The organism is Mesorhizobium sp. WSM4808, assembly GCF_055811675.1.
Window position 1 is genome coordinate 116,273 of sequence record NZ_JBVVQX010000016.1, and the last position, 18,370, is coordinate 134,642.

The following is an 18,370-nucleotide window of genomic DNA, read 5'->3' on the forward strand; positions in this document are numbered from 1 at the left end:
CCCTGCATGACGCATTTCGCGTCGGCACCGTTGCCGTCAGAAGTTGGTCGCGATGAGGGTGACTGAAAAAGCCTATCGCCCCATTCGCTCAAAGCACCCGCGCCGCCTCACAGCGCCAGGCTCCCCTGCTCCACCTCCTCGGCATTCGGATCTCCCGGTGCGGTGGCCCAGGCCAATTCGACCAGCGTCACGGTGCGCCGGCCTGTCCCGTCGAGTTGGCAGACGATGAGGCCCTGCTCCTCGATATAGGTCAAGAGGCGCCGGGCGCGGCGCAGCGAGTGCGAGCCGTAGGCACGGGCGATCGCGGCGTCGCTCGGGCACGGCCAGCCCTCTTTCGCCGCACGGGCGATCATCATGAACACGCCCTGCATGTCGTCGGGCAGCAGCGACGCGCGGACGGAAACGTCCCGCCACGCGTCATCCTGCGTCGTCTCGGAACCAAGGCCGGCACGGGCGCGCGTCAGCATGCGGCGGAACTCCGGCAGGTCCGGCACGACCGACGCGAGGCCTTCTATGCGGCAGCGGACCACGAATTCCTGATAGAGCACCCCGATCACGCGAAAACCCGCATCGGGCTGCGCCAGGATGGCGCGCAGCACACGGTCGACGCGCTCACGACGCTCGGCCAGATCCTCGGCGCTGATTTGCGGCTCCGCCGGCTCGGGGCGCATTTCCAGTGCCGCCGATTTGGCCGCCATCAGCTGGTCGAGCAGGTCCGGCGACGCCGGGCGGCGCGGCGTGCGCACCGTCTCGGGTGGCGGCGCCGCCAGGATGATCGCGCGTGCGTCTTCCAGCGCGGATTCCGGCATTGCCATGAGCCGCGGCGTGCCGTTGCGCGGGCTGGTGTCGGTCGGGCCGATGCGCAGCCCCAGCGGACGGCGCGACAGGGCCGGGCCGAGCGCCATGAACTGCCCGCGTTCCAGATCGCGGAACGCTTCCGCCTGGCGTCGCTCCATGCCCAGAAGATCGGCGGCACGCGCCATGTCGATATCGAGGAAGGTGCGGCCCATGAGAAAATTGGACGCCTCGGCTGCGACGTTCTTGGCGAGCTTGGCCAGCCGCTGGGTGGCGATGATGCCGGCCAGCCCGCGCTTGCGGCCACGGCACATCAAATTGGTCATGGCGCCGAGCGAAAGCTTGCGCGCCTCGTCCGACACCTCGCCGGCCACCGCCGGCGCGAACAGCTGCGCCTCGTCCACCACCACCAGCATTGGGTACCAGTGGTCACGGGCGACCTCGAACAGCCCGCCGAGGAAGGCGGCGGCACGTCGCATCTGGTTCTCGGCGTCGAGGCCTTCGAGATTGAGCACGGTGGAGACGCGATGCATGCGCGCCCGCTCGCCGGCCGCCTGCAGGCCGCGCTCGGTATGCTGCTCGGCATCGATCACCAGATGGCCGTAACGGTCGCCCAGCGAGACGAAGTCGCCCTCGGGATCGATGATGGTCTGCTGCACCCAGGGTGCGCTCTGCTCCAGCAGGCGCCGCAGCAGATGCGACTTGCCGGAGCCTGAATTGCCCTGCACCAAAAGGCGAGTCGCGAGCAGTTCCTCAAGATCCAGCTTCGCCGGGGCGCCCGCGGTCGTCTGTCCCATCTCGATCGCAACGGTCATCTCGACTCAGGCGCTCCTTTCGCAGACGGGCTTATCAACTGGGTCACAGCCCGTCGAGCGTGCATGACCGCCTGCGGCGTGTTGCGCACAACTGTGCAGGCACCGCCTGGAGGGGTCATCAGCCGATGCCTGGCGCAAACTTTGGGTTGACCCCTTCGGACCACGAGGCGACACTCCACCCAACGCTACGAGTGCGAGGAGGAATGCGATGGACGAGCCCGAACGGTGGCGCCACATGTCGACGGCGCCGAAGGATGGCAGCCGCATCCTGGTCACGGTGCGTCCGTCCGAACAGGGACCGGCGGAAGTAGACCTTGCCTATTGGTCGCGTGCTGACCAGTTCGCCTCGGAAGGCTGGCGCGCGTCGGACTCCTCGCCCGGGCGCGTCATCGAATATGCCGACCCGGAACTGAAGTGCTGGATGCCGTTGCCGACGGCAAACCTCAGCCGTGCGTCCATGCCAGCGCCCTGGGAAGGCGAAGACGCCCAGCAGCTGGATGGGTCCGGGATTTAAGCGCGCGGAGAGGCCGGAGATTGGCCAATCTCCCCCTCGTGCGGGAGATCGGCAGCTTCGCGGTCGGCAGTCCTCAGAACAGGAACGCGGCCGTGGCGGGGTTGGGCCCGTTGCGGCCTTCGGGCGAATCCATGCCGCGGATCGTCTGCAGGTCCTGGGCATCCAGTTCAAAATCGAAGACATCGAAATTGGCGGCGATGCGATCCCTGCGGATCGACTTTAGAATGACGATCAGCCCCTCTTGGAGATGCCAGCGGATGATCGCCTGGGCGACGGACTTGCCATGTTTTTTGGCGATGCCTGAAATGGTCAGATCGCCGAGCAGCCGGCCGCTGCCCAACGGGCTCCAGCTTTCGATACGGATGTCGTGCTTGGCGTGAAAGTCCCTGACACCGCGCTGCTGGAACTGGGGATGCAACTCGATCTGGTTGACGACGGGCGTCACGCCGGTTTCCGCGATGATCCGCTCCAGATGGTCCTGGTTGAAGTTCGAAACGCCGATCGACTTGATGCGGCCGGCCTGCCGGAGTTCGACCAGCGTCTTCCAGGCCTCGACATATTTGTCCTGGCTGGGCACAGGCCAGTGGATCAGGAACAGGTCGATCTGCTCAATGCCGAGCTTGGCCATGGTGTCATCGAAGGCGCGCAGCGCCGCATCGCGCTGGTGTGCGCCGTTGCGCAGTTTCGAGGTGATGAACAGCTCAGCCCGCGACACGCCGGCGCTGCGGACCGCCTCTCCGACCCCTTCCTCGTTCTGGTAGCCTTCGGCGGTGTCGATCAGGCGATAGCCGGCCTCGATGCCCCAACCAACCACCTCGGCGGTAATATCCTGGTCGACCTGCCACACGCCAAGGCCGAGCTGGGGAATGGCGGAGCCGTCGTTCAATGCAATCTGTTCGGGCATGATGGGCTGTTCAGGCATGGGGGGATCCTTTGCAAAGCGGGTCCGGGCGGTCTGCCCGGTGCACAGCCTATCTAGGTCCGACAGGATGCGACGACCAGCCGACAGCGGACAAATTGCCGTGTGAAGTGCGCCTGCAAGTGTGACTTCGGCGTCGGCCGCATCCTCACCGCGGCCGGCGCACCGCCCTCACCACCCCGGCGGATGTGCTGCCGCAATAGAGGCGGTCGCCGCCATCGGATTCCAGTCCCGACACGCCCATCCCGGCCGGCATGTCGAGCTTCTCCAGAACCTTGCCTGATCGCGGGTCGACGCGGCGCAGGTCGCTCTGGTCGCCTTCCCAGGTGGCGTGCCACAGCTCGCCCTCGACCCATGTCACCCCGGTGACGAAACGGTTGGATTCGATGGTGCGCAGGATCGCCCCTGTCTCCGGGTCGATCTGGTGGATCTTGCGTTCGCGATATTGCCCCACCCAGAGCGTCCCTTCGGCCCAGGTCAGCCCGGAATCGCCGCCGCCGCCCGGTGCCGGAATGGTCGCCAGCACCTGGCCGGTATCAGGGTCGATCTTCTGTATCAGGTCGTCGGCAAGCTGGAAGAAGTGCTGGCCGTCCCAGGCGGTGCCGGCATGCGCCGCGACGTCGATCGAGCGCAGCGCTTGGCCGTTTTCCGGGTCGAAGGCGTTCAGCTTCTCGCCCGAGGCGAACCAGACATTGTTGCCGTCAAAACTCACCCCATGCACCCTCTCCACATCTGGAAAGGGTCCGTATTCGCGCAGAATTTCGGCCGCTGACTGTTTCATGTCGTTGTCCTCACTGAGATGGTCTGATGTCCCTTACTAACCACTCGGCAGCGGCGCCGGGAGTAACAAGGTGGTCGTGAATCCCGCCACCGGCGGCGTCATCCAGCGGCGCGCCCGGCCGTGACCGAAAAACTGCACCTTGCCGGCCTCGCCAAGCTGCTCGAGCGCCCGTTGCACACTGCGTTGGCCGGTGCCAAGCGCCAGCGCCAACGCCGAACTCGCCCAGGATTCACCATCGGCAAGGAAAGCCAGCACCGCCGCGTGCCGCTCCTCGATCGGCCGCGCCAGCACCAGCACCTCGCGTGCCTGGCGCGGCGCCAGCGCGAAGCCCTGGCTGGTCGCGCCGATGTCGGCCAGGCCGCGCAATTCGGTGCGCAGCCGGCCGATCTCGACCCGCAGCCGTGCCCGGTGCGATTCATCGGCGTGCCTGCCGCCGAAGGCTTGCGCGATCAGCCTCGCCCTCGACACATCGCCTGGCCACGCTTCGGCGAGCGTACGGGCCAGCGCAAACAGCACCGGGCGCGTTGCCAGCGAGACCCTTTTCTCCTGTTGGCGCACGACATAGCGAAAGCTATCGACCAGCAATGCCGGCGACGCTTGCAACGCCTCGACGTCCTCAAGCAGCAACGAGCGCTGCTCGCCAGCCGCGATCAGCCGCGCCGCCGGCGTATCCAGCGCCAGGAATGCACGGTCGACTTCAGCGATGAGCCCCACGATGCCGGCCTGGCGGGCGGCGTGGCGTGCCCACTCCAACGCCCTGCGCGCCCGCTTCGTCTTGAGGCGCCGCATCGCGATGCCGGCGACGGCCAGCTCGTGGGCGGCGCGCGAGGCCGGCGGAAGCGGCATCGGATCGAGCCCGCCCAGCACGTCTTCGGCCTCGTCGAGACGGCCGATCAATAGCAGGCGGCGCACCTTGAGGTGGCCGGCATGCGCTGCGTTCAGCCGGTCGCCATGCTTTTCCAGCGTCGCCCGCGCCGCATCCAAAGCCTTGGCCGGCCAGCCGAGATCCCGTGAGACCAGCGCAATCTCGGCCTCGGCAACAACGCATCTGGCACGCGCTACCGCTTCTTTCGGGCCGAAGCCACGCGCGGCCCGCCGCAGCAGCGCCTTGGCGCGATCAAGATCGCCAAGTTGCGCCATGGCGATGCCGCGCAGCGCCAGCGCCGGCGGATCCTCGCGCAGGGCGACGCGATCCAGCGCGCCGAGCGGATCGCCTCCGGCCAGCGCCAGCGCCGCGGCGGTGATCAGCGAATCCATTCAAATCCCGTCACACTTGTAACTCCCACCCTTGTGCGTCGCCGCCCTAACTTAAATCCGTACCATGAACCGGCAAGCCGCATCGGCCAACTCTATCGGCAACGTGCGGCACGCCAAGGGAGAACCGACAATGCCAACCGACACTCCTCTCCATGACGCGGCCGAAGGCACCGTGAGGATGCGCCACCCCTGCTGCGACGGGCCGGCTCCTGCAAATCCCGTCACACTTGTAACTCCCACCCCCGCGCTTCACCGCCCTATTCTGGCTGACAGCAAGCGACAACAGACTGGCAAAGGAGACGACCAATGACCAAGCACATCGCAATGAAGACCCCGCCGATCGTTTCGAGGCAGGACTGGGAAGCCGCCCGCGAACAGATGCTGGTGAAGGAAAAGGCAACGCTACGGGCCAAGGACGCATTGGCCGCCGAGCGCCGGCGCATGCCGTGGATGGAAGTCGACAAGGCCTATGTGTTCGAGGGGCCGAACGGCAGAGCGAGCCTGCTCGATCTGTTCGAAGGCCGCCGCCAGCTGATCGTCTACCGCGCCTTTTTCGAGCCCGGCGTGCATGGCTGGCCCGATCATGCCTGCCGCGGCTGTTCGCTGGGCGCCGACCAGGTCGGCCACCTCGCCCATCTCAACGCCCGCAACACCACGCTTGCCTACGCTTCGCGTGCCCCGCAAGCCGACATTGCGCGGCTGAAGCAGCGGATGGGCTGGCAGATGCCCTGGTACACAATCACTGACAGTTTCGACAAGGACTTCGGCGTCGACGAATGGCACGGCCACAACGTCTTCATCCATGACGGCGACCGCATCTTCCGCACCTATCTCATCAACAGCCGCGGCGACGAGGCGATGGGCACCGTCTGGAGCTATCTCGACGCGACGCCGCTCGGCCGCCAGGAAATCTGGGAAGACTCGCCCGAAGGCTATCCGCAGACCCCCCTCTACTCCTGGTGGAACTGGCACGACAATTACGACGCCGGGGCCGACAAGAAATGGGAAGAAGTCTCTGCTGCCGGCGAGGCGGCGTTCAGGGACAAGGGCGAGCAGTAACGGTTGTCCCGCTTGGGTCCTCTCCCAATTCCGTGGAGAGAGGAACCTGTCGTGGCTGGCATGAAGGATTAAGGCGATGAGCGATATCCACACAGGTGCCGGCAGCACGATCCCGGAAGCCGCCACCCTCGGGCTGGCCGACTGGCTTTGCCTTGCCGCGGCACCGACCTTTGCCGTGATGGCGCTGCTCACCTGCATCTTCAGCGGCGATGCGGCCATGCTGTGCATGGGCACCGACGCCTCGCCCCCCACGGGCATGGCCGCGATGTATCTGCTGATGAGCGCATTCCATCTGGCGCCCTGGCTGCGGGTGATTTCCGGCAGGCGGGTCCGCTAGGCGCAGCGCGCCGTTCCAATTCCAGACACCCCGCACATCGGAGAAGACAATGAGACTGGTCAGGCTGAGAGCGCCGGGCGGCTTGGGCAATCTCGACCTGGTCGAGGAAGATCCGCCCCAGCCAGGGCCGGGCGAGGTTCTGGTCAGGATCCGGGCCTGCGCGTTGAACTTGCGCGACGACTTTGCCGTGCAAGGCAAGATGCCTCTCGCCGACGGCCGCGTTCCGCTCTCCGACGGCGCCGGCGAAGTGATTGCCCTCGGGGACGGTGTCGATGCACTCAAGCCCGGAGACAGCGTCGTCAGCGTCTTCTATCCCTGGTGGCTGGGCGGTGACATGACGCCCTGCACCCGGCGCGATGTTCCGGGAGACAGTTTCGACGGCTTCGCCAGCGAGTATGTCTGCATGCCGGCGCACGCTTTCACCAAGGCACCGGCAGGCTATACGCATGTCGAGGCGGCGTCGCTCACCTGCACGGGCGTTACTGCCTGGCGCGGCCTGGTTGTGTGCGGCAAGGTGAAGCCGGGCGACGCGGTGCTGGTCCTCGGTTCGGGCAGCGTATCGCTGTTCGCGCTGCAATTCGCCAAAGCCGCCGGCGCCCGGGTCATCGCCACCTCATCCGACGAGCAGAAGCTGGAGCGGCTCAAGCGCCTCGGAGCCGACGCCGTCATCAACTACAAGTCCGTCCCGGACTGGGGTCGCAAGGCCAGGGATCTGACGGGCGGACGCGGTGTCGATCACGTGATCGAGGTCGGCGGACCCGCCACCCTGGCGCAGTCGATTGCGGCCTGCAGAACGGGCGGTCACATCGCCCTGGTCGGCGTCCTGACCGGTTTTGCGGCGGAAGTGTCTATCCCCGCCCTGTTTTCCAACCAGATCCGCATCAGCGGCATCTCCATCGGCAGCCGGGCCGACCAGGAGGATATGATCCGGGCGATAGAGACTATCAGGATGAAGCCCGTCATAGACCGCCATTTTCCGCTGCAGGACATCGCCACCGCCTTCGCGCATTACGAAACGCAAAAGCATTTCGGCAAGGTCTGCCTCGACGTTTGAGCGGCCTCCGCCAGCAGCACGATGAAGGGACCTTCGGGTCCGCGCCTTCGTCTTGATCCTGCCTAGGTCGCGATGTCGTTGACCGGCAGCAGGGGCTTGGGAAGATCGGCCTCGCCGAGCCCGCTGCGCAACTCGATCTCGATGTCGCGGCATATCTGCGAGATCGGGACGTCGTTGGCGTTGCCCTCGAACGGGTTGGCGCTGCTTTCGCCGACCTGGTCGAGGGACATGTAGGCCCAGCCCAGCAGCGTGCTGAACGGGATCGTCAACCAGATCGCGATCGACCCGAGCGCCCCACCCAGTTTGCCCATATCGGCAAAGACGGGAACGACCCCGAACGGCGACAGCGTGCAGAAGATCATCACGAACATCGAACTGACGATGGCGTATTGCCGGGGATAGGGATTGTTCTTGATGCGATCGCAGCGCGCCTGCTGGTCATGGAAGTCGCGGATCAGCTTGGTCAGTTCGCCATAGATCTGAGGAGGGAGCTTTGTGTCCTTGAACAGCGCATTGACCTGGACAGATTGCCGTTCGAGCAGGGTGATCGCCGGCTGGGGCGATTTCAGGACGTCCTCGGCCTGTTCGGCGAGCAGCGGACGCAATTCGTCGGCGATCGAGCTCGCATCCTCATGGATGCGGTAGCGCCGCCGGTATTCGATATTGGCGGCCCGCGCCATGGATTCCCATGGCATTGGCCGGCGCAGGGAAAAACGCAACGCCGTCATCCAGGCGATGTGGCGATAGATGAGCTGTCTGGCCGTCGGCGCGTCGAGGAAATCCCTGCAGAAATTGGACCACAACCGGCTGCTGGCCGTAATTTGCGTAAAAGCCTGCAGCGCGTCGCTGCTGCGGGTGAACACCTGCGAATTCTTGAACCCGGCAACGAGTGACACGGTGGTACCAAGCACCAGCACCACCGACCATGGCACCGAAAACCCGGCGATGCCTGGAAGACGGTAGGCCGCCACGGCCAGTCCACTCACCACCACCATGTAGATGACGCTGCGCCGCGACCACAGCGCGAAATCCACTATTTTGTAGGAACGGCCTACATACATTGGGTCCCCTCAATTTGTCGACAGGTGTGGTTTTGCACGGGCGGAATCTCGTCGCCTCATTGTGCCTTTGCAGCCCCGAACCGCAACCCGTCCATCAACAGCTTGACCAGCCGGCGGGAGCGGTCGCGCCATTCGGGGGTGTCGGGCGCTGAGTAGATGCCGCCCAGCGCGTGCAGCACGTCGGAAGCGTCGACGTCGCCGCGGATGGTGCCGTCGGCCACCGCCGCTTCGACCAGCTGTCGCAAGGCTTGCGACACCCGGCCGAACGTGTCGGAAAACAGCGTCGAATTGGTGGTGAGCACGATGCGCAGGCTGGTCGCCAGGCCGCGCTTGGTTGCGATGTAGTCGACGAAGCGCTGCATCCACTGTTCCAGCGCGACATCGGACGGATGTTTCTGGGCAAGCTCGCCGGCGGCCGCGCACAGCGCCTCCACCTCGCGGCGATAGACCACCTCGACCAGATGCTCGCGCGTCGGGAAATGCCGGTAGAGCGTGCCGATGCCGACGCCGGCGCGGCGCGCGATCTCCTCCAGCGAGCCATCGATGCCGCGCTCGGCAAAGACCGACACCGCCACCTCGACCAGCCGGTCGCGGTTGCGCCGCGCATCGGCGCGCAACGGCTTTGCGTCTACAGCCTCGGCCTTCTGTTCAGCAATGGCGGACGGCTCGCTGGCCAATTTTTTCTCCACATCGTGTCAGGGGGCTTGAACCCGGCCGGTTCAGCCACCAAGTATTAAACGGAGGCGCCTCCGTTTTAGTGGAGCACCTTTATCATATAATCAGGGGAACCGGTATGTCACGTCTTTCGAACACGCAAGCCGACATCTCCCCTGCCCGCCTGTCTCGCGGGAGATCCGCTGCCATCTCCGCTTTCGCCGTCAAGACCTGACCGAACGGTTACCTTGCCCTTCCGCGGCAAGGCACCAGTTCAATCCCATCCGCGTCAAGCAACTGGAGCCAGACGCCCATGACCAGCCTTCCCATCACCCTCACCATCAACGGCCACCGACACGAACTGGAGGTCGATCCACGCGTAACCCTGCTCGACCTGCTGCGCGAGCGGCTCGATCTCACCGGCACCAAGAAGGGGTGCGACCGCGGCCAGTGCGGCGCCTGCACGGTGCTGGTCGACGGCAAGCGCATCAACTCATGCCTGGCGCTGGCGGTCAGTCATGACGGCGCCCAAGTCTTGACCATCGAAGGCGTCGCCCACGGCGAGGAACTGCATCCGGTGCAGGCCGCCTTCATCGCCCATGACGGCTTCCAGTGCGGGTTCTGCACACCCGGCCAGATCATGAGCACGCTCGGCCTGATCGCCGAGGCACAGGCCGGCGACGATCCCGAACGCATCCGTGAGGGGCTGAGCGGCAACATATGCCGATGCGCGGCCTATGGCGGCATCGTCGAGGCCGTCCTGGAAGCCCAGCAACAGCTTGTCAAAGCCGACCGGAGGACCGCGGCATGAGAGATTTCGATTACGTCAGGCCCGCCACCATCCCCGACGCCATCGCCGCGGCAGCCGAGCCGGGTTCGGCCTATCTCGCCGGCGGCACCAATCTGCTCGACCTGATGAAAGGCGGCATCACCAGTCCCGAGCGTATCGTCGACATTTCCCGGCTGCCGGAGCTCAACCGCATCGAACGGCAGGACGATGGCGGCCTGCGCATCGGCGCGCTGGTCCGCAATGCCGATCTCGCCCATGACGCGGCGTTCGCCAAATCCTATCCGGCGGTGGCCGAGGCGCTGCTGTCGGGTGCTTCGGCGCAGCTTCGCAACGCCGCCACCGTCGGCGGCAATCTGTTGCAGCGCACGCGCTGCAGCTATTTCTACGACACCGCCAGCGCCTGCAACAGGCGCCAGCCAGGCACCGGCTGCGACGCGCTGGAAGGCGAGAACCGCCTGCACGCCGTGCTCGGCTGGAGCGATGCCTGCATCGCCACCCACCCGTCGGACTTCTGCGTGCCGCTGGTGGCGCTCGACGCCGTGGTCGAGATCGAGGGCAAGGGGGGCCGGCGCCATGTGACGCTGGAGGAATTCCACCGGCTTCCCGGCGAAACGCCGCAGCGGGAGAATGCGCTGGAGCCCGGCGACCTGATCGTGGCGGTGCGCCTGCCGGCGGAGGCGGCCTCCTTCTCCGCCAATGCCCGTTACCTGAAAGTCCGCGAACGCACCTCTTATGCTTTTGCCGTCGTATCGGCCGCGGCAGCGCTCGTCGTCGATGGCGGCAAGATCCGCGCCGCAAGGCTGGCACTGGGCGGCGTCGCGGCCAAGCCGTGGCGGGCCCGAACGGCGGAAGCCGTCCTGCTCGGCGCGGACGCCAGCGAGGCGACCTTCGCGAGCGCCGCGGACGCTGCCTTGGCCGATGCCAGCCCCTCCGGCGACAATGCCTTCAAGATCGAGCTTGCCCGCCGCATCGTGGTCAGGGCGCTGATATCTGCGCTTTCGGGAACGCCCGAGCGTCTGCCAGCCCTTCCTGCCTCCCCGTTCTCGAACATTCCCGGAGCGCGCCATGACGCTTGAACTCAGCCTCAACCAGCAACCCGCCCATGCCCGGCAGGGCTCCAGCATCGGCCAGCCGCTGACCCGCCGCGACGGCTTTCTGAAAGTCATCGGAGCCGCGCGCTATGCCGCCGACAACCACCCGCCCGGCATGCTCTACGCCGTGCTGGCGGTCAGCAGCATCGCGCGCGGCCGCGTTGCCGCTCTGGATATCGAGGCGGCAAAGGCGCACCAGGGCGTGGTCGAGGTGATGACGCCCAAGAACCGGCCGGCGCTCGCCGCTGACCCGGACGCCAAGGACCACCCCTTCATGTTCCGGCTCGACCTGCTGCAGAACGATCAGGTCCGCTACCCCAACCAGAGCATCGCCGTGGTAATCGCCGAGACGCTGGAGGCGGCAACCGAGGGGGCGGCTTTGCTGTCGCCGCGCTATGAAGTGCTGCCGGCGCGCGTTGGCCTGGACGGCGCTGAAAGCTTCGTGCCGCGTGGCGTCGGCGTCGGCGGTCCGGCCGTGCAGCACAAGGGCGATGTCGAGGCCGGCCTCAAATCGGCAAAGACACGGATCGAAGCCACCTACGAGACGCCGGCCCAGTACCACAACGCCATGGAGCCGCATGCGATCGTCGTCGCCTGGAATGGCGACACACTGTCGATCGACACGCCGAGCCAGGGCCTTGCCATGGCGCAGGGCCGCATCGCCGGCCTGTTCGGCATCGCACCGGAAAACGTCCACATCCGCAGCCCGTTCCTGGGTGGCGGCTTTGGCTCGAAAGGCATGATCTCCGGACCGCAGGTGCTCGGCATCCTGGCGGCGCGTCTCGTCGGCCGTCCGGTCAAGCTGGTGCTGCGGCGTGAGCAGATGTACGGCCCGGTCGGCCACCGTGCGCCGACGCGCCAGACGCTGCGCTTGGGCATGGATGGCGAAGGGCGGCTGACGGCACTCGACCATCACGCCAAGACTGCGTCGAGCACGTTCGACGATTTCTTCGAACCGGCGGCGGATGCCTCGCACACGCTCTACGCCAGCCCGGCCATCGCCACCTCGCACGATGCGGTGCGGTTGGACACCGGTACCCCGCTGTTCATGCGGGCGCCCGGCGAAGCGACCGGCTCGATCGCGCTGGAGAGCGCCATCGACGAGGCGGCTCACGCCTGTGGCATGGACCCGCTGGAATTCCGGCTGCGGAACTATGCCGAGGTCGAGCCGATGACCGGCAAGCCGTTTTCCTCCAAGGCGCTGCGCGAATGCTACAGGCAAGCGGCCGAGACGTTCGGCTGGGCAAGCCGCCCGCTTCAGCCGCGGCTGATGCGCGACGCGGACGGTTTCCTGACCGGCTGGGGCATGGGCACGGCGACGTTTCCGGCCCTGATGTTCCACGCCGAGGCCCGCGCCGTGCTGAGAAGCGATGGCAGCGGCCTGATGGAGACCGGCGCGCAGGACATGGGGCAAGGCGCCTGGACCGCCTTCGCCCAGATCGCCGCCGACGGACTGGGACTGGATATCGACCAGGTCGATTTCAGGGCCGGCAGTTCCGATCTGCCCAATGCAGGCATTGCCGGCGGCTCCGGCCACACGGCGACGGCCGGCATGGCGATCCACAATGCGGGTGCCGCCGTCATCGCCAGGCTCGCCGATCTCGCCACCGGTGACGAGCACTCACCGCTCTACGGCGCCGGCAATGAAGGCGTGCTGGCGCGCGGTGGCCGCCTCTATCGGCGCGACGATGAAAGCCGCGGTGAAAGCTATGCCGAGATCCTCACACGTGCAGGCCTGACCGAGATCGAGGGCCATGGCAAAGGTGCCCCCGACCCGGCGTCCCAGGAGACCTATGCCAAGCACGCGCATGGCGCCGTGTTCGCCGAGGTGAAGGTCGATCCGGATTTCGGCCAAATCCGCGTCACAAGGCTGGTCGGCGCGTTCGCCGCCGGCCGGGTTATCAATCCCAGGCTGGTGCGCAGCCAGTATTATGGCGGCATGATCTGGGGCGTCTCGTTCGCACTGCATGAGGAAGCCATCACCGACCGGCGCTCGGGCCGGATCCAGAATGCCAACCTCGCCGAATATCATGTCCCGGTGAATGCCGACGTTCCGTCGGTCGAGGCGCTGCTGGTCCACGAGGACGACCCTCACGTCAACGCGCTTGGCATCAAGGGCGTCGGCGAAATCGGCATCACCGGCACGGCCGGCGCCGTCGCCAATGCGGTCTGGCATGCGACCGGGGTGCGACCCCGGCGCTTTCCGATCCGCATCGAGGACCTGCTGGGGTGAGGAGTGGTCCGCCTAGCGGACGGGAAGCCAATTGCTTGGCTTTCCCGTCCGACGAACGGTGAAGGCCCGGTCCGCCTTCGGGCGGATCAAAAGGTCCAGTGGACCTTTTTAAAGGGCTGAACGCCCGAACGGTCCGGAGCGACAGCGAAGGGCCGGACAGCGGGCGCTAGCTCCTCGCCGGCCCAACATGAGATCAACGACTTCGCGTCAAGCAACTGGAGCCAGATGCCCATGACGAAAACAACGATCCCGGTCCATCTCGACATCAACGGCGACCTTCACGGGCTCGACATCGAGCCGCGTGTGACACTGCTCGACGCCTTGCGCGACCGGCTCGGCCTGACCGGCACCAAGAAGGGCTGCGACCACGGCCAGTGTGGCGCCTGCACCGTGCATATCGACGGCGAGCGCGTGCTGGCCTGCCTGACGCTGGCCGCCCAAGCCGAAGGCCGCACCGTCACCACCATAGAGGGGCTTGCACGGGAGGGCGAAATGCATCCCGTGCAGGCTGCCTTCCTCGAACAGGACGCCTTCCAGTGCGGCTATTGCACGCCGGGCCAGATCATGTCGGCCGTCGCCTGCATCCGTGAGGGCCATGCCGGCTCCGACGGCGAGATCCGCGAATACATGGCCGGCAATCTCTGCCGCTGCGGCGCCTATCCGCACATCGTCGCCGCCATTCGCCAAGCCGCCTTGGAGGTCGCATCATGAGGGATTTTTCGTATGTGCGCGCCAGCTCGGTCGATGCGGCACGCCAAGTGGCCGCCCTGCCCGGCGCCATGCTCTTGGCCGGCGGCACCACGCTGATCGATCTCGCCAAATGCGGCGTCGCCGAACCCGAGACGCTGGTCGACATCGCTCATCTCAAGGGGTTTGACAGCATCGAGGTGAACGAACGCGGCGCCACCATCGGCGCGCTGGCCAGGATGAGCCATGTCGCCGACCATGCCGACATCAAGAGCCGCTTTCCTGCGGTGTCGGAAGCCCTGTGGCAGGCGGCTTCCGCGCAGATCCGCAACATGGCGACCATCGGCGGCAATCTGATGCAGCGCACGCGCTGCCCCTATTTCCGTGATCCCGGGAATTTCTCCGCTTGCAACAAGCGGGAACCCGGCAGCGGCTGTTCGGCCATAGGCGGCGTCACCAGGGGCCACGCCGTGCTCGGCGCCAGCGACGCCTGCATCGCCATGTATCCAGGCGACCTCGCCGTGGCGCTGGTCGCCTTCGACGCAACAGTCCATCTCGGCGAGCGTCAGATCCCGGTCGACGATTTTTTCCTGCTGCCCGGCACCACGCCGGATAGGGAACATGCGATCGAACCGGGCGAGATGATCACCGCCATCGAGATCCCCGGCTCGTCCTCTGCCCGGCGTTCGACCTACCTGAAAATCCGCGACCGGCAGTCCTATGAATTCGCGGCGGCAAGTGCCGCTGTCGGCATAGAGTTCGAACCCGACGGCCGAACGATCCGCGATTTGCGGGTGGCGCTTGGCGGCATCGCGACCAAGCCGTGGCGGGCGCGAGCCGTTGAGGCAGCCTTGATAGGCAACGCGCTGGAGCCGGACGCAGTCCGCGCCGCCAGCCTGCTCGCCGTCGAAGGCGCCGTCGACCATGGCGCCAACCACTACAAGGTCGAACTGGCGCCGCGCGTCGTCTCCCGCGCCATCCTCAAATTGGGAGAGACGGCATGACCGTTCACAACATCAGGCATGGGGATGCGTCCGACGGCGCTTTTGCCGAAGCCGTCGGCGGCCGGCTGTCGCGCGTCGACGGTCCGGCCAAAATCACCGGCGCGGCGAAATACGCCATCGAGCAGCAGCTCGAAGGCCTCGCTTACGCCGTGCTGGTCGGGAGCACGATTGCATCCGGCAAGGTGCGCGCGATCGACACCAAGGCAGCCGAGGCCGCTCCCGGCGTGCTGCAGGTGCTGACGCCGGACACCATCATCAGCCTGAAGACCGCGGCGGACTGGTTCGGCACACCGCCGCCCGACAAGCCCTATTGCCCGCTCGCGCGCGACATCACGTTCTCGGGTCAACATGTCGCTGCCGTGGTCGCCGAGACCTTCGAACAGGCGGTCGCGGCGGCGGCCCTGGTCAAGGTCAGCTATGACGAGACGCCTTCCATCGTCGACCTCAGCGACGGCAAGGCTGGCGACGGCATCCCGATCGACGCCATGACCAAGGAATGGGGCGATGCGCAAGGTGCGTTCGCCTCGGCACCGGTCCGCATCTGCGCCGCCTATAACACGCCGCGCGAGTACCAGGCGCCGATGGAGCCGCATGGCCTGATCGCCCGCTGGGAGGGCGACCGGCTCACCGTATGGGAGCCGAGCCAGTGGCTGGACGGGATGGCCCGCACCTATGCCGAATGGTTCGGCGTGCCGTTCGAGAATGTGCGGCTGGTCTCGCCCTATATTGGCGGCGGCTTCGGCTCCAAGGCGCTGGCGCTCAGCCATGGCGCGGTGGCCGCATGTTCGGCCAGAATGCTTGGCCGGCCGGTGCGGCTGGTGATGACGCGGCCCCAGACTTTTACGGGCTATGGTGGCCGCGCGGCGACACGCCAGACCGTGACGATCGGCGCCGACACGCAAGGAAAGATCCAGTCGATCGTGCATCGCGGCGTCAATGAGACCTCCATCGACGGCATGTGGGTCGAGCCGCTGGGATCGGTCACCTCGATCATGTATGCGACGCCGAATTTCTCCTCGAAGCAGAACGTCGTGCGGGTCAATTCGGTGGTGCCGGGCGCCATGCGCGCGCCGGGCGAAAACCCCTCGGCCTTCGGCATCGAAAGCGCCATCGACGAGCTCGCTTACGAGGTCGGCATCGACCCGCTGGAAATCCGGCTCCGGAACTATGCCGAGCAGGATCCGCATGCCAAAAAGGCTTGGTCTACCCGGCAGTTACGCGAGGCTTTTGCCGCAGGTGCGGAGCGCTTCGGCTGGGCCAGGCGCTCGCCCGAACCGCGCTCGATGCGCGACGGCACCCAGTTGATCGGCTGGGGCGTCGCGGCTGGCACCTATCCGGTTCGGCGCGCCTATGGCGAGGCGATCGTGCGTATCCTGGCCGACGGCTCGGTCGAGGTCGAAAGCTCGTCGATCGACATGGGTCAAGGAACCTACACAATCCTGGCGCAGACCGCCGCTGAAACGGTCGGCGTGCGAGCTGACGACGTGGTGGTGAAACTCGGCGACTCCCGCTTTCCGCGCGCCGGCGTCACCGGCGGCTCGCGCCTGGCCGGCGTCATGACCGGCGCGGTATACAAGGCCGCGAGCTCAGCGCTCGACCAGTTGGTGGGCCTTGCCATCAGCGATCCGCGGTCGCCTTTCCACGCGCTGCAGGCCAACACGCTGGTCGTCGCCAATGGCCGCATCGCTTCGCCGCGCGGCGACGGCCCCGATGTCTCGATCGCCGAACTGCTCAAAAGCGTCGGCCGCGACCACATCGAAGCCACCGGCGACACCATGCCGGAAAACTCGACGCCAGAGGAGCGCTACAAGAACTACACCACCATCGCCATGGCGCTGCCGCACACCGAGGGCGACTATTCCCGCCACTCCTGGTGCGCGCATTTCATCGAGGTGCGCGTCGACGAGGACTTCGGCACGGTGCGTGTATCGCGTGTGGTGTCGGCGCTGGATTCGGGGCGGCTCTACAACCCGAAACTTGCCGAAAGCCAATGGAAGGGCGGCATCATCATGGGCATCGGCCAGGCGCTATTGGAAGAAGGCATCGTCGACCGCCGCCACGGCCGCATCGTCAATGACAACCTCGCCGATTACCTCGTGCCGACCAACGCCGACATCCCGGACTTCGAAGTGATCTCGGTCGGCATCCCCGACCTGCATTCCTCGGTGCTCGGCGGCAAGGGCGTTGGTGAGCTGGCCATTGTCGGCGTGGCGCCGGCGATTGCCAACGCGGTGTTCCATGCGACGGGAAAGAGGGTGCGGGATTTGCCGATCACGCTGGAGAAGCTGATCTGAAGAGCGGCTGATCTCCCACTCGAGGGGAGATGTCGCCAAAGGCAACAGAGGGGGTCGTCGCGTATAGAGCGCCGACCCCCGTCTGCGGCAGCAGGCCGAGCCCCGCCGGCCCCCTGGCCTGCCGGCCATCTCCCGAGGGAGACCTGTAGCACCAGCAATCAGAACTTGTAGCTTAGCCCGACCCGGATATCCTGCGTCTGGAGGTCGACATGGGTTTCCGTAGGCAGACCGGCTGCCACCGAGAGATCCTGGCTGCCGAAGTCGGAGTAACGATATTCGGCTCGAGCGATCCACTTGTCGGTGAAGGCGTGCTCGATGCCGGCGCCAACGGTCCAGCCGACATGGCTGTCGCTGTGGAGCGTTACTTCGGCGGCAGGGCCACCGGCGCTGACCGCAATTAGTTCATACTTGGCCGCGGCGACACCGGCAGTGATGTAGGGCAAGGTCCGATCGAAAGCATAGCCGGCGCGCAGCCGCGCCGACCCCGACCATTTGAGTTCGCTCTTGAGCAACGTGGTGACACCGCCGCCGCCGGCGTCGAGGGCCGTCAGCCCATCTATATTGCTGTACATGATGTCGGCCTCGGCGCCGATCACGAAGCTGTTCTCCATCTGGTAATTGGCGCCGATATGGACACCGCCGATAAATCCGTTCGGATCGGTGGAGACATTGAGATCGGTGGCCCCGCCCAGTCCGCCGCCGGCGATGAACAGATTGGATTTTCCGGCCGCGTAGCCGATGTCGACGCCGGCATAGAGTCCGGACCAGTCGTAGCCGGATGCAACAGGCGAAACCTCATTGATATCAGCCGCACACGCCACACCGAGCGGCGCGAGAATGAAGGCCGTTGCGAGAAGAAGAGTTTTCATTGTTGTCTGCTGCCCCATGTTGCTTCCCCACCGCACAAATGAGCTGCGGAGATCCAGCTGTTGTCGAGAAATCCGGTGTTGCATTGTCCGCCCGCCGCGTCTTGGGCTGGGCCGCACCCGAATTGTCGGGGAAAGCATAGCAGCGCTTTCCCGGCT

The 18,370-nt window shown here is 66.1% G+C and carries 17 protein-coding genes; 10 read left to right on the forward strand and 7 right to left on the reverse strand.

The features are described from left to right. Nucleotides 1–107: 107 nt before the first annotated feature. Nucleotides 108–1,610, reverse strand: coding sequence for a helicase HerA domain-containing protein (locus tag AC0L2U_RS26120; RefSeq protein WP_127297074.1), 1,503 nt, complete (start codon nt 1,608–1,610; stop codon nt 108–110). A 208-nt stretch (nt 1,611–1,818) separates the two neighbouring features. On the opposite strand from AC0L2U_RS26120, the gene AC0L2U_RS26125 reads away from it, so the two are divergent. Then, nucleotides 1,819–2,124, forward strand: a complete 306-nt coding sequence (locus AC0L2U_RS26125) for a hypothetical protein (protein WP_013530714.1) — start codon at nt 1,819–1,821, stop codon at nt 2,122–2,124. A 73-nt stretch (nt 2,125–2,197) separates the two neighbouring features. Here the strand turns inward: AC0L2U_RS26125 and AC0L2U_RS26130 are convergent, their stop codons facing one another. The 3 genes from AC0L2U_RS26130 to AC0L2U_RS26140 all read right to left on the reverse strand — a co-directional run bounded on the left by AC0L2U_RS26130 (nt 2,198) and on the right by AC0L2U_RS26140 (nt 5,081). Further along, the gene (locus AC0L2U_RS26130) at nt 2,198–3,046 is read right to left on the reverse strand and encodes an aldo/keto reductase (protein WP_473602838.1); all 849 of its coding nucleotides are present in this window, start codon (nt 3,044–3,046) and stop codon (nt 2,198–2,200) included. A gap of 145 nt (nt 3,047–3,191) precedes the next feature. Continuing rightward, on the reverse strand, nt 3,192–3,824 hold the full coding sequence (locus AC0L2U_RS26135) for a Vgb family protein (RefSeq protein ID WP_127267443.1): 633 nt from the start codon (nt 3,822–3,824) through the stop codon (nt 3,192–3,194). A gap of 36 nt (nt 3,825–3,860) precedes the next feature. Next, complete coding sequence (locus AC0L2U_RS26140; RefSeq protein ID WP_128289386.1) at nt 3,861–5,081, reverse strand: helix-turn-helix domain-containing protein; 1,221 nt, start codon at nt 5,079–5,081, stop codon at nt 3,861–3,863. 306 nt (nt 5,082–5,387) lie between these two features. On the opposite strand from AC0L2U_RS26140, the gene AC0L2U_RS26145 reads away from it, so the two are divergent. From AC0L2U_RS26145 to AC0L2U_RS26155, 3 genes are all read left to right on the forward strand, one after another. Further along, nucleotides 5,388–6,140 (forward strand): DUF899 domain-containing protein, encoded by a 753-nt coding sequence (locus AC0L2U_RS26145; protein WP_127267445.1) that lies wholly within the window; start codon nt 5,388–5,390, stop codon nt 6,138–6,140. Nucleotides 6,141–6,216: 76 nt separating this feature from the next. Continuing rightward, nucleotides 6,217–6,477, forward strand: coding sequence for a hypothetical protein (locus tag AC0L2U_RS26150; protein ID WP_128289387.1), 261 nt, complete (start codon nt 6,217–6,219; stop codon nt 6,475–6,477). Nucleotides 6,478–6,526: 49 nt separating this feature from the next. Continuing rightward, nucleotides 6,527–7,531: a zinc-dependent alcohol dehydrogenase family protein gene (locus tag AC0L2U_RS26155; RefSeq protein ID WP_128289388.1), complete on the forward strand. Its 1,005-nt coding sequence runs from the start codon at nt 6,527–6,529 to the stop codon at nt 7,529–7,531. Nucleotides 7,532–7,593: 62 nt separating this feature from the next. Here AC0L2U_RS26155 and AC0L2U_RS26160 read toward each other — a convergent pair whose 3' ends face one another. Together AC0L2U_RS26160 and AC0L2U_RS26165 are read right to left on the reverse strand one after the other, a co-directional pair. Further along, nucleotides 7,594–8,592 carry a bestrophin family protein gene (locus AC0L2U_RS26160; RefSeq protein WP_473602839.1) on the reverse strand — a complete coding sequence of 333 codons (999 nt, stop codon included), beginning with the start codon at nt 8,590–8,592 and terminating at the stop codon, nt 7,594–7,596. A 56-nt stretch (nt 8,593–8,648) separates the two neighbouring features. Then, nucleotides 8,649–9,269 (reverse strand): TetR/AcrR family transcriptional regulator, encoded by a 621-nt coding sequence (locus AC0L2U_RS26165; RefSeq protein WP_127327753.1) that lies wholly within the window; start codon nt 9,267–9,269, stop codon nt 8,649–8,651. A gap of 290 nt (nt 9,270–9,559) precedes the next feature. Between AC0L2U_RS26165 and AC0L2U_RS26170 the strand changes: the two genes are divergently transcribed. The 6 genes from AC0L2U_RS26170 (at nt 9,560) to AC0L2U_RS26195 (ending at nt 17,345) form a co-directional block, all read left to right on the forward strand. Further along, complete coding sequence (locus tag AC0L2U_RS26170) at nt 9,560–10,057, forward strand: (2Fe-2S)-binding protein (RefSeq protein WP_127322359.1); 498 nt, start codon at nt 9,560–9,562, stop codon at nt 10,055–10,057. After that, nucleotides 10,054–11,112, forward strand: a complete 1,059-nt coding sequence (locus tag AC0L2U_RS26175; protein WP_128289391.1) for an FAD binding domain-containing protein — start codon at nt 10,054–10,056, stop codon at nt 11,110–11,112. The genes AC0L2U_RS26170 and AC0L2U_RS26175 overlap by 4 nt, the downstream gene beginning before the upstream one ends. Next, a complete protein-coding gene (locus tag AC0L2U_RS26180; protein ID WP_127809813.1) occupies nt 11,102–13,360 on the forward strand; it encodes a xanthine dehydrogenase family protein molybdopterin-binding subunit in 2,259 nt (752 codons plus the stop codon). The genes AC0L2U_RS26175 and AC0L2U_RS26180 overlap by 11 nt, the downstream gene beginning before the upstream one ends. A 231-nt stretch (nt 13,361–13,591) precedes the next feature. Beyond that, on the forward strand, nt 13,592–14,071 hold the full coding sequence (locus tag AC0L2U_RS26185) for a (2Fe-2S)-binding protein (RefSeq protein WP_127327750.1): 480 nt from the start codon (nt 13,592–13,594) through the stop codon (nt 14,069–14,071). Then, nucleotides 14,068–15,051, forward strand: coding sequence for an FAD binding domain-containing protein (locus AC0L2U_RS26190; RefSeq protein ID WP_473602840.1), 984 nt, complete (start codon nt 14,068–14,070; stop codon nt 15,049–15,051). Before AC0L2U_RS26185 ends, AC0L2U_RS26190 begins: the two co-directional genes overlap by 4 nt. Continuing rightward, nucleotides 15,048–17,345: a xanthine dehydrogenase family protein molybdopterin-binding subunit gene (locus tag AC0L2U_RS26195; protein ID WP_292681834.1), complete on the forward strand. Its 2,298-nt coding sequence runs from the start codon at nt 15,048–15,050 to the stop codon at nt 17,343–17,345. Before AC0L2U_RS26190 ends, AC0L2U_RS26195 begins: the two co-directional genes overlap by 4 nt. A 158-nt stretch (nt 17,346–17,503) precedes the next feature. On the opposite strand, the gene AC0L2U_RS26200 is transcribed toward AC0L2U_RS26195, so the two are convergent. Then, nucleotides 17,504–18,214, reverse strand: a complete 711-nt coding sequence (locus AC0L2U_RS26200; RefSeq protein ID WP_164762590.1) for an outer membrane protein — start codon at nt 18,212–18,214, stop codon at nt 17,504–17,506. Nucleotides 18,215–18,370 lie beyond the last annotated feature (156 nt).

Bases quoted from the DNA above. Each gene is read 5' to 3' on its own strand.
- AC0L2U_RS26120 (WP_127297074.1), bottom strand. From the start codon at position 1,610: ATGACCGTTGCGATCGAGATGGGACAGACGACCGCGGGCGCCCCGGCG.
- AC0L2U_RS26125 (WP_013530714.1), top strand. From the start codon at position 1,819: ATGGACGAGCCCGAACGGTGGCGCCACATGTCGACGGCGCCGAAGGAT.
- AC0L2U_RS26130 (WP_473602838.1), bottom strand. From the start codon at position 3,046: ATGCCTGAACAGCCCATCATGCCCGAACAGATTGCATTGAACGACGGC.
- AC0L2U_RS26135 (WP_127267443.1), bottom strand. From the start codon at position 3,824: ATGAAACAGTCAGCGGCCGAAATTCTGCGCGAATACGGACCCTTTCCA.
- AC0L2U_RS26140 (WP_128289386.1), bottom strand. From the start codon at position 5,081: ATGGATTCGCTGATCACCGCCGCGGCGCTGGCGCTGGCCGGAGGCGAT.
- AC0L2U_RS26145 (WP_127267445.1), top strand. From the start codon at position 5,388: ATGACCAAGCACATCGCAATGAAGACCCCGCCGATCGTTTCGAGGCAG.
- AC0L2U_RS26150 (WP_128289387.1), top strand. From the start codon at position 6,217: ATGAGCGATATCCACACAGGTGCCGGCAGCACGATCCCGGAAGCCGCC.
- AC0L2U_RS26155 (WP_128289388.1), top strand. From the start codon at position 6,527: ATGAGACTGGTCAGGCTGAGAGCGCCGGGCGGCTTGGGCAATCTCGAC.
- AC0L2U_RS26160 (WP_473602839.1), bottom strand. From the start codon at position 8,592: ATGTATGTAGGCCGTTCCTACAAAATAGTGGATTTCGCGCTGTGGTCG.
- AC0L2U_RS26170 (WP_127322359.1), top strand. From the start codon at position 9,560: ATGACCAGCCTTCCCATCACCCTCACCATCAACGGCCACCGACACGAA.
- AC0L2U_RS26175 (WP_128289391.1), top strand. From the start codon at position 10,054: ATGAGAGATTTCGATTACGTCAGGCCCGCCACCATCCCCGACGCCATC.
- AC0L2U_RS26180 (WP_127809813.1), top strand. From the start codon at position 11,102: ATGACGCTTGAACTCAGCCTCAACCAGCAACCCGCCCATGCCCGGCAG.
- AC0L2U_RS26185 (WP_127327750.1), top strand. From the start codon at position 13,592: ATGACGAAAACAACGATCCCGGTCCATCTCGACATCAACGGCGACCTT.
- AC0L2U_RS26190 (WP_473602840.1), top strand. From the start codon at position 14,068: ATGAGGGATTTTTCGTATGTGCGCGCCAGCTCGGTCGATGCGGCACGC.
- AC0L2U_RS26195 (WP_292681834.1), top strand. From the start codon at position 15,048: ATGACCGTTCACAACATCAGGCATGGGGATGCGTCCGACGGCGCTTTT.
- AC0L2U_RS26200 (WP_164762590.1), bottom strand. From the start codon at position 18,214: ATGAAAACTCTTCTTCTCGCAACGGCCTTCATTCTCGCGCCGCTCGGT.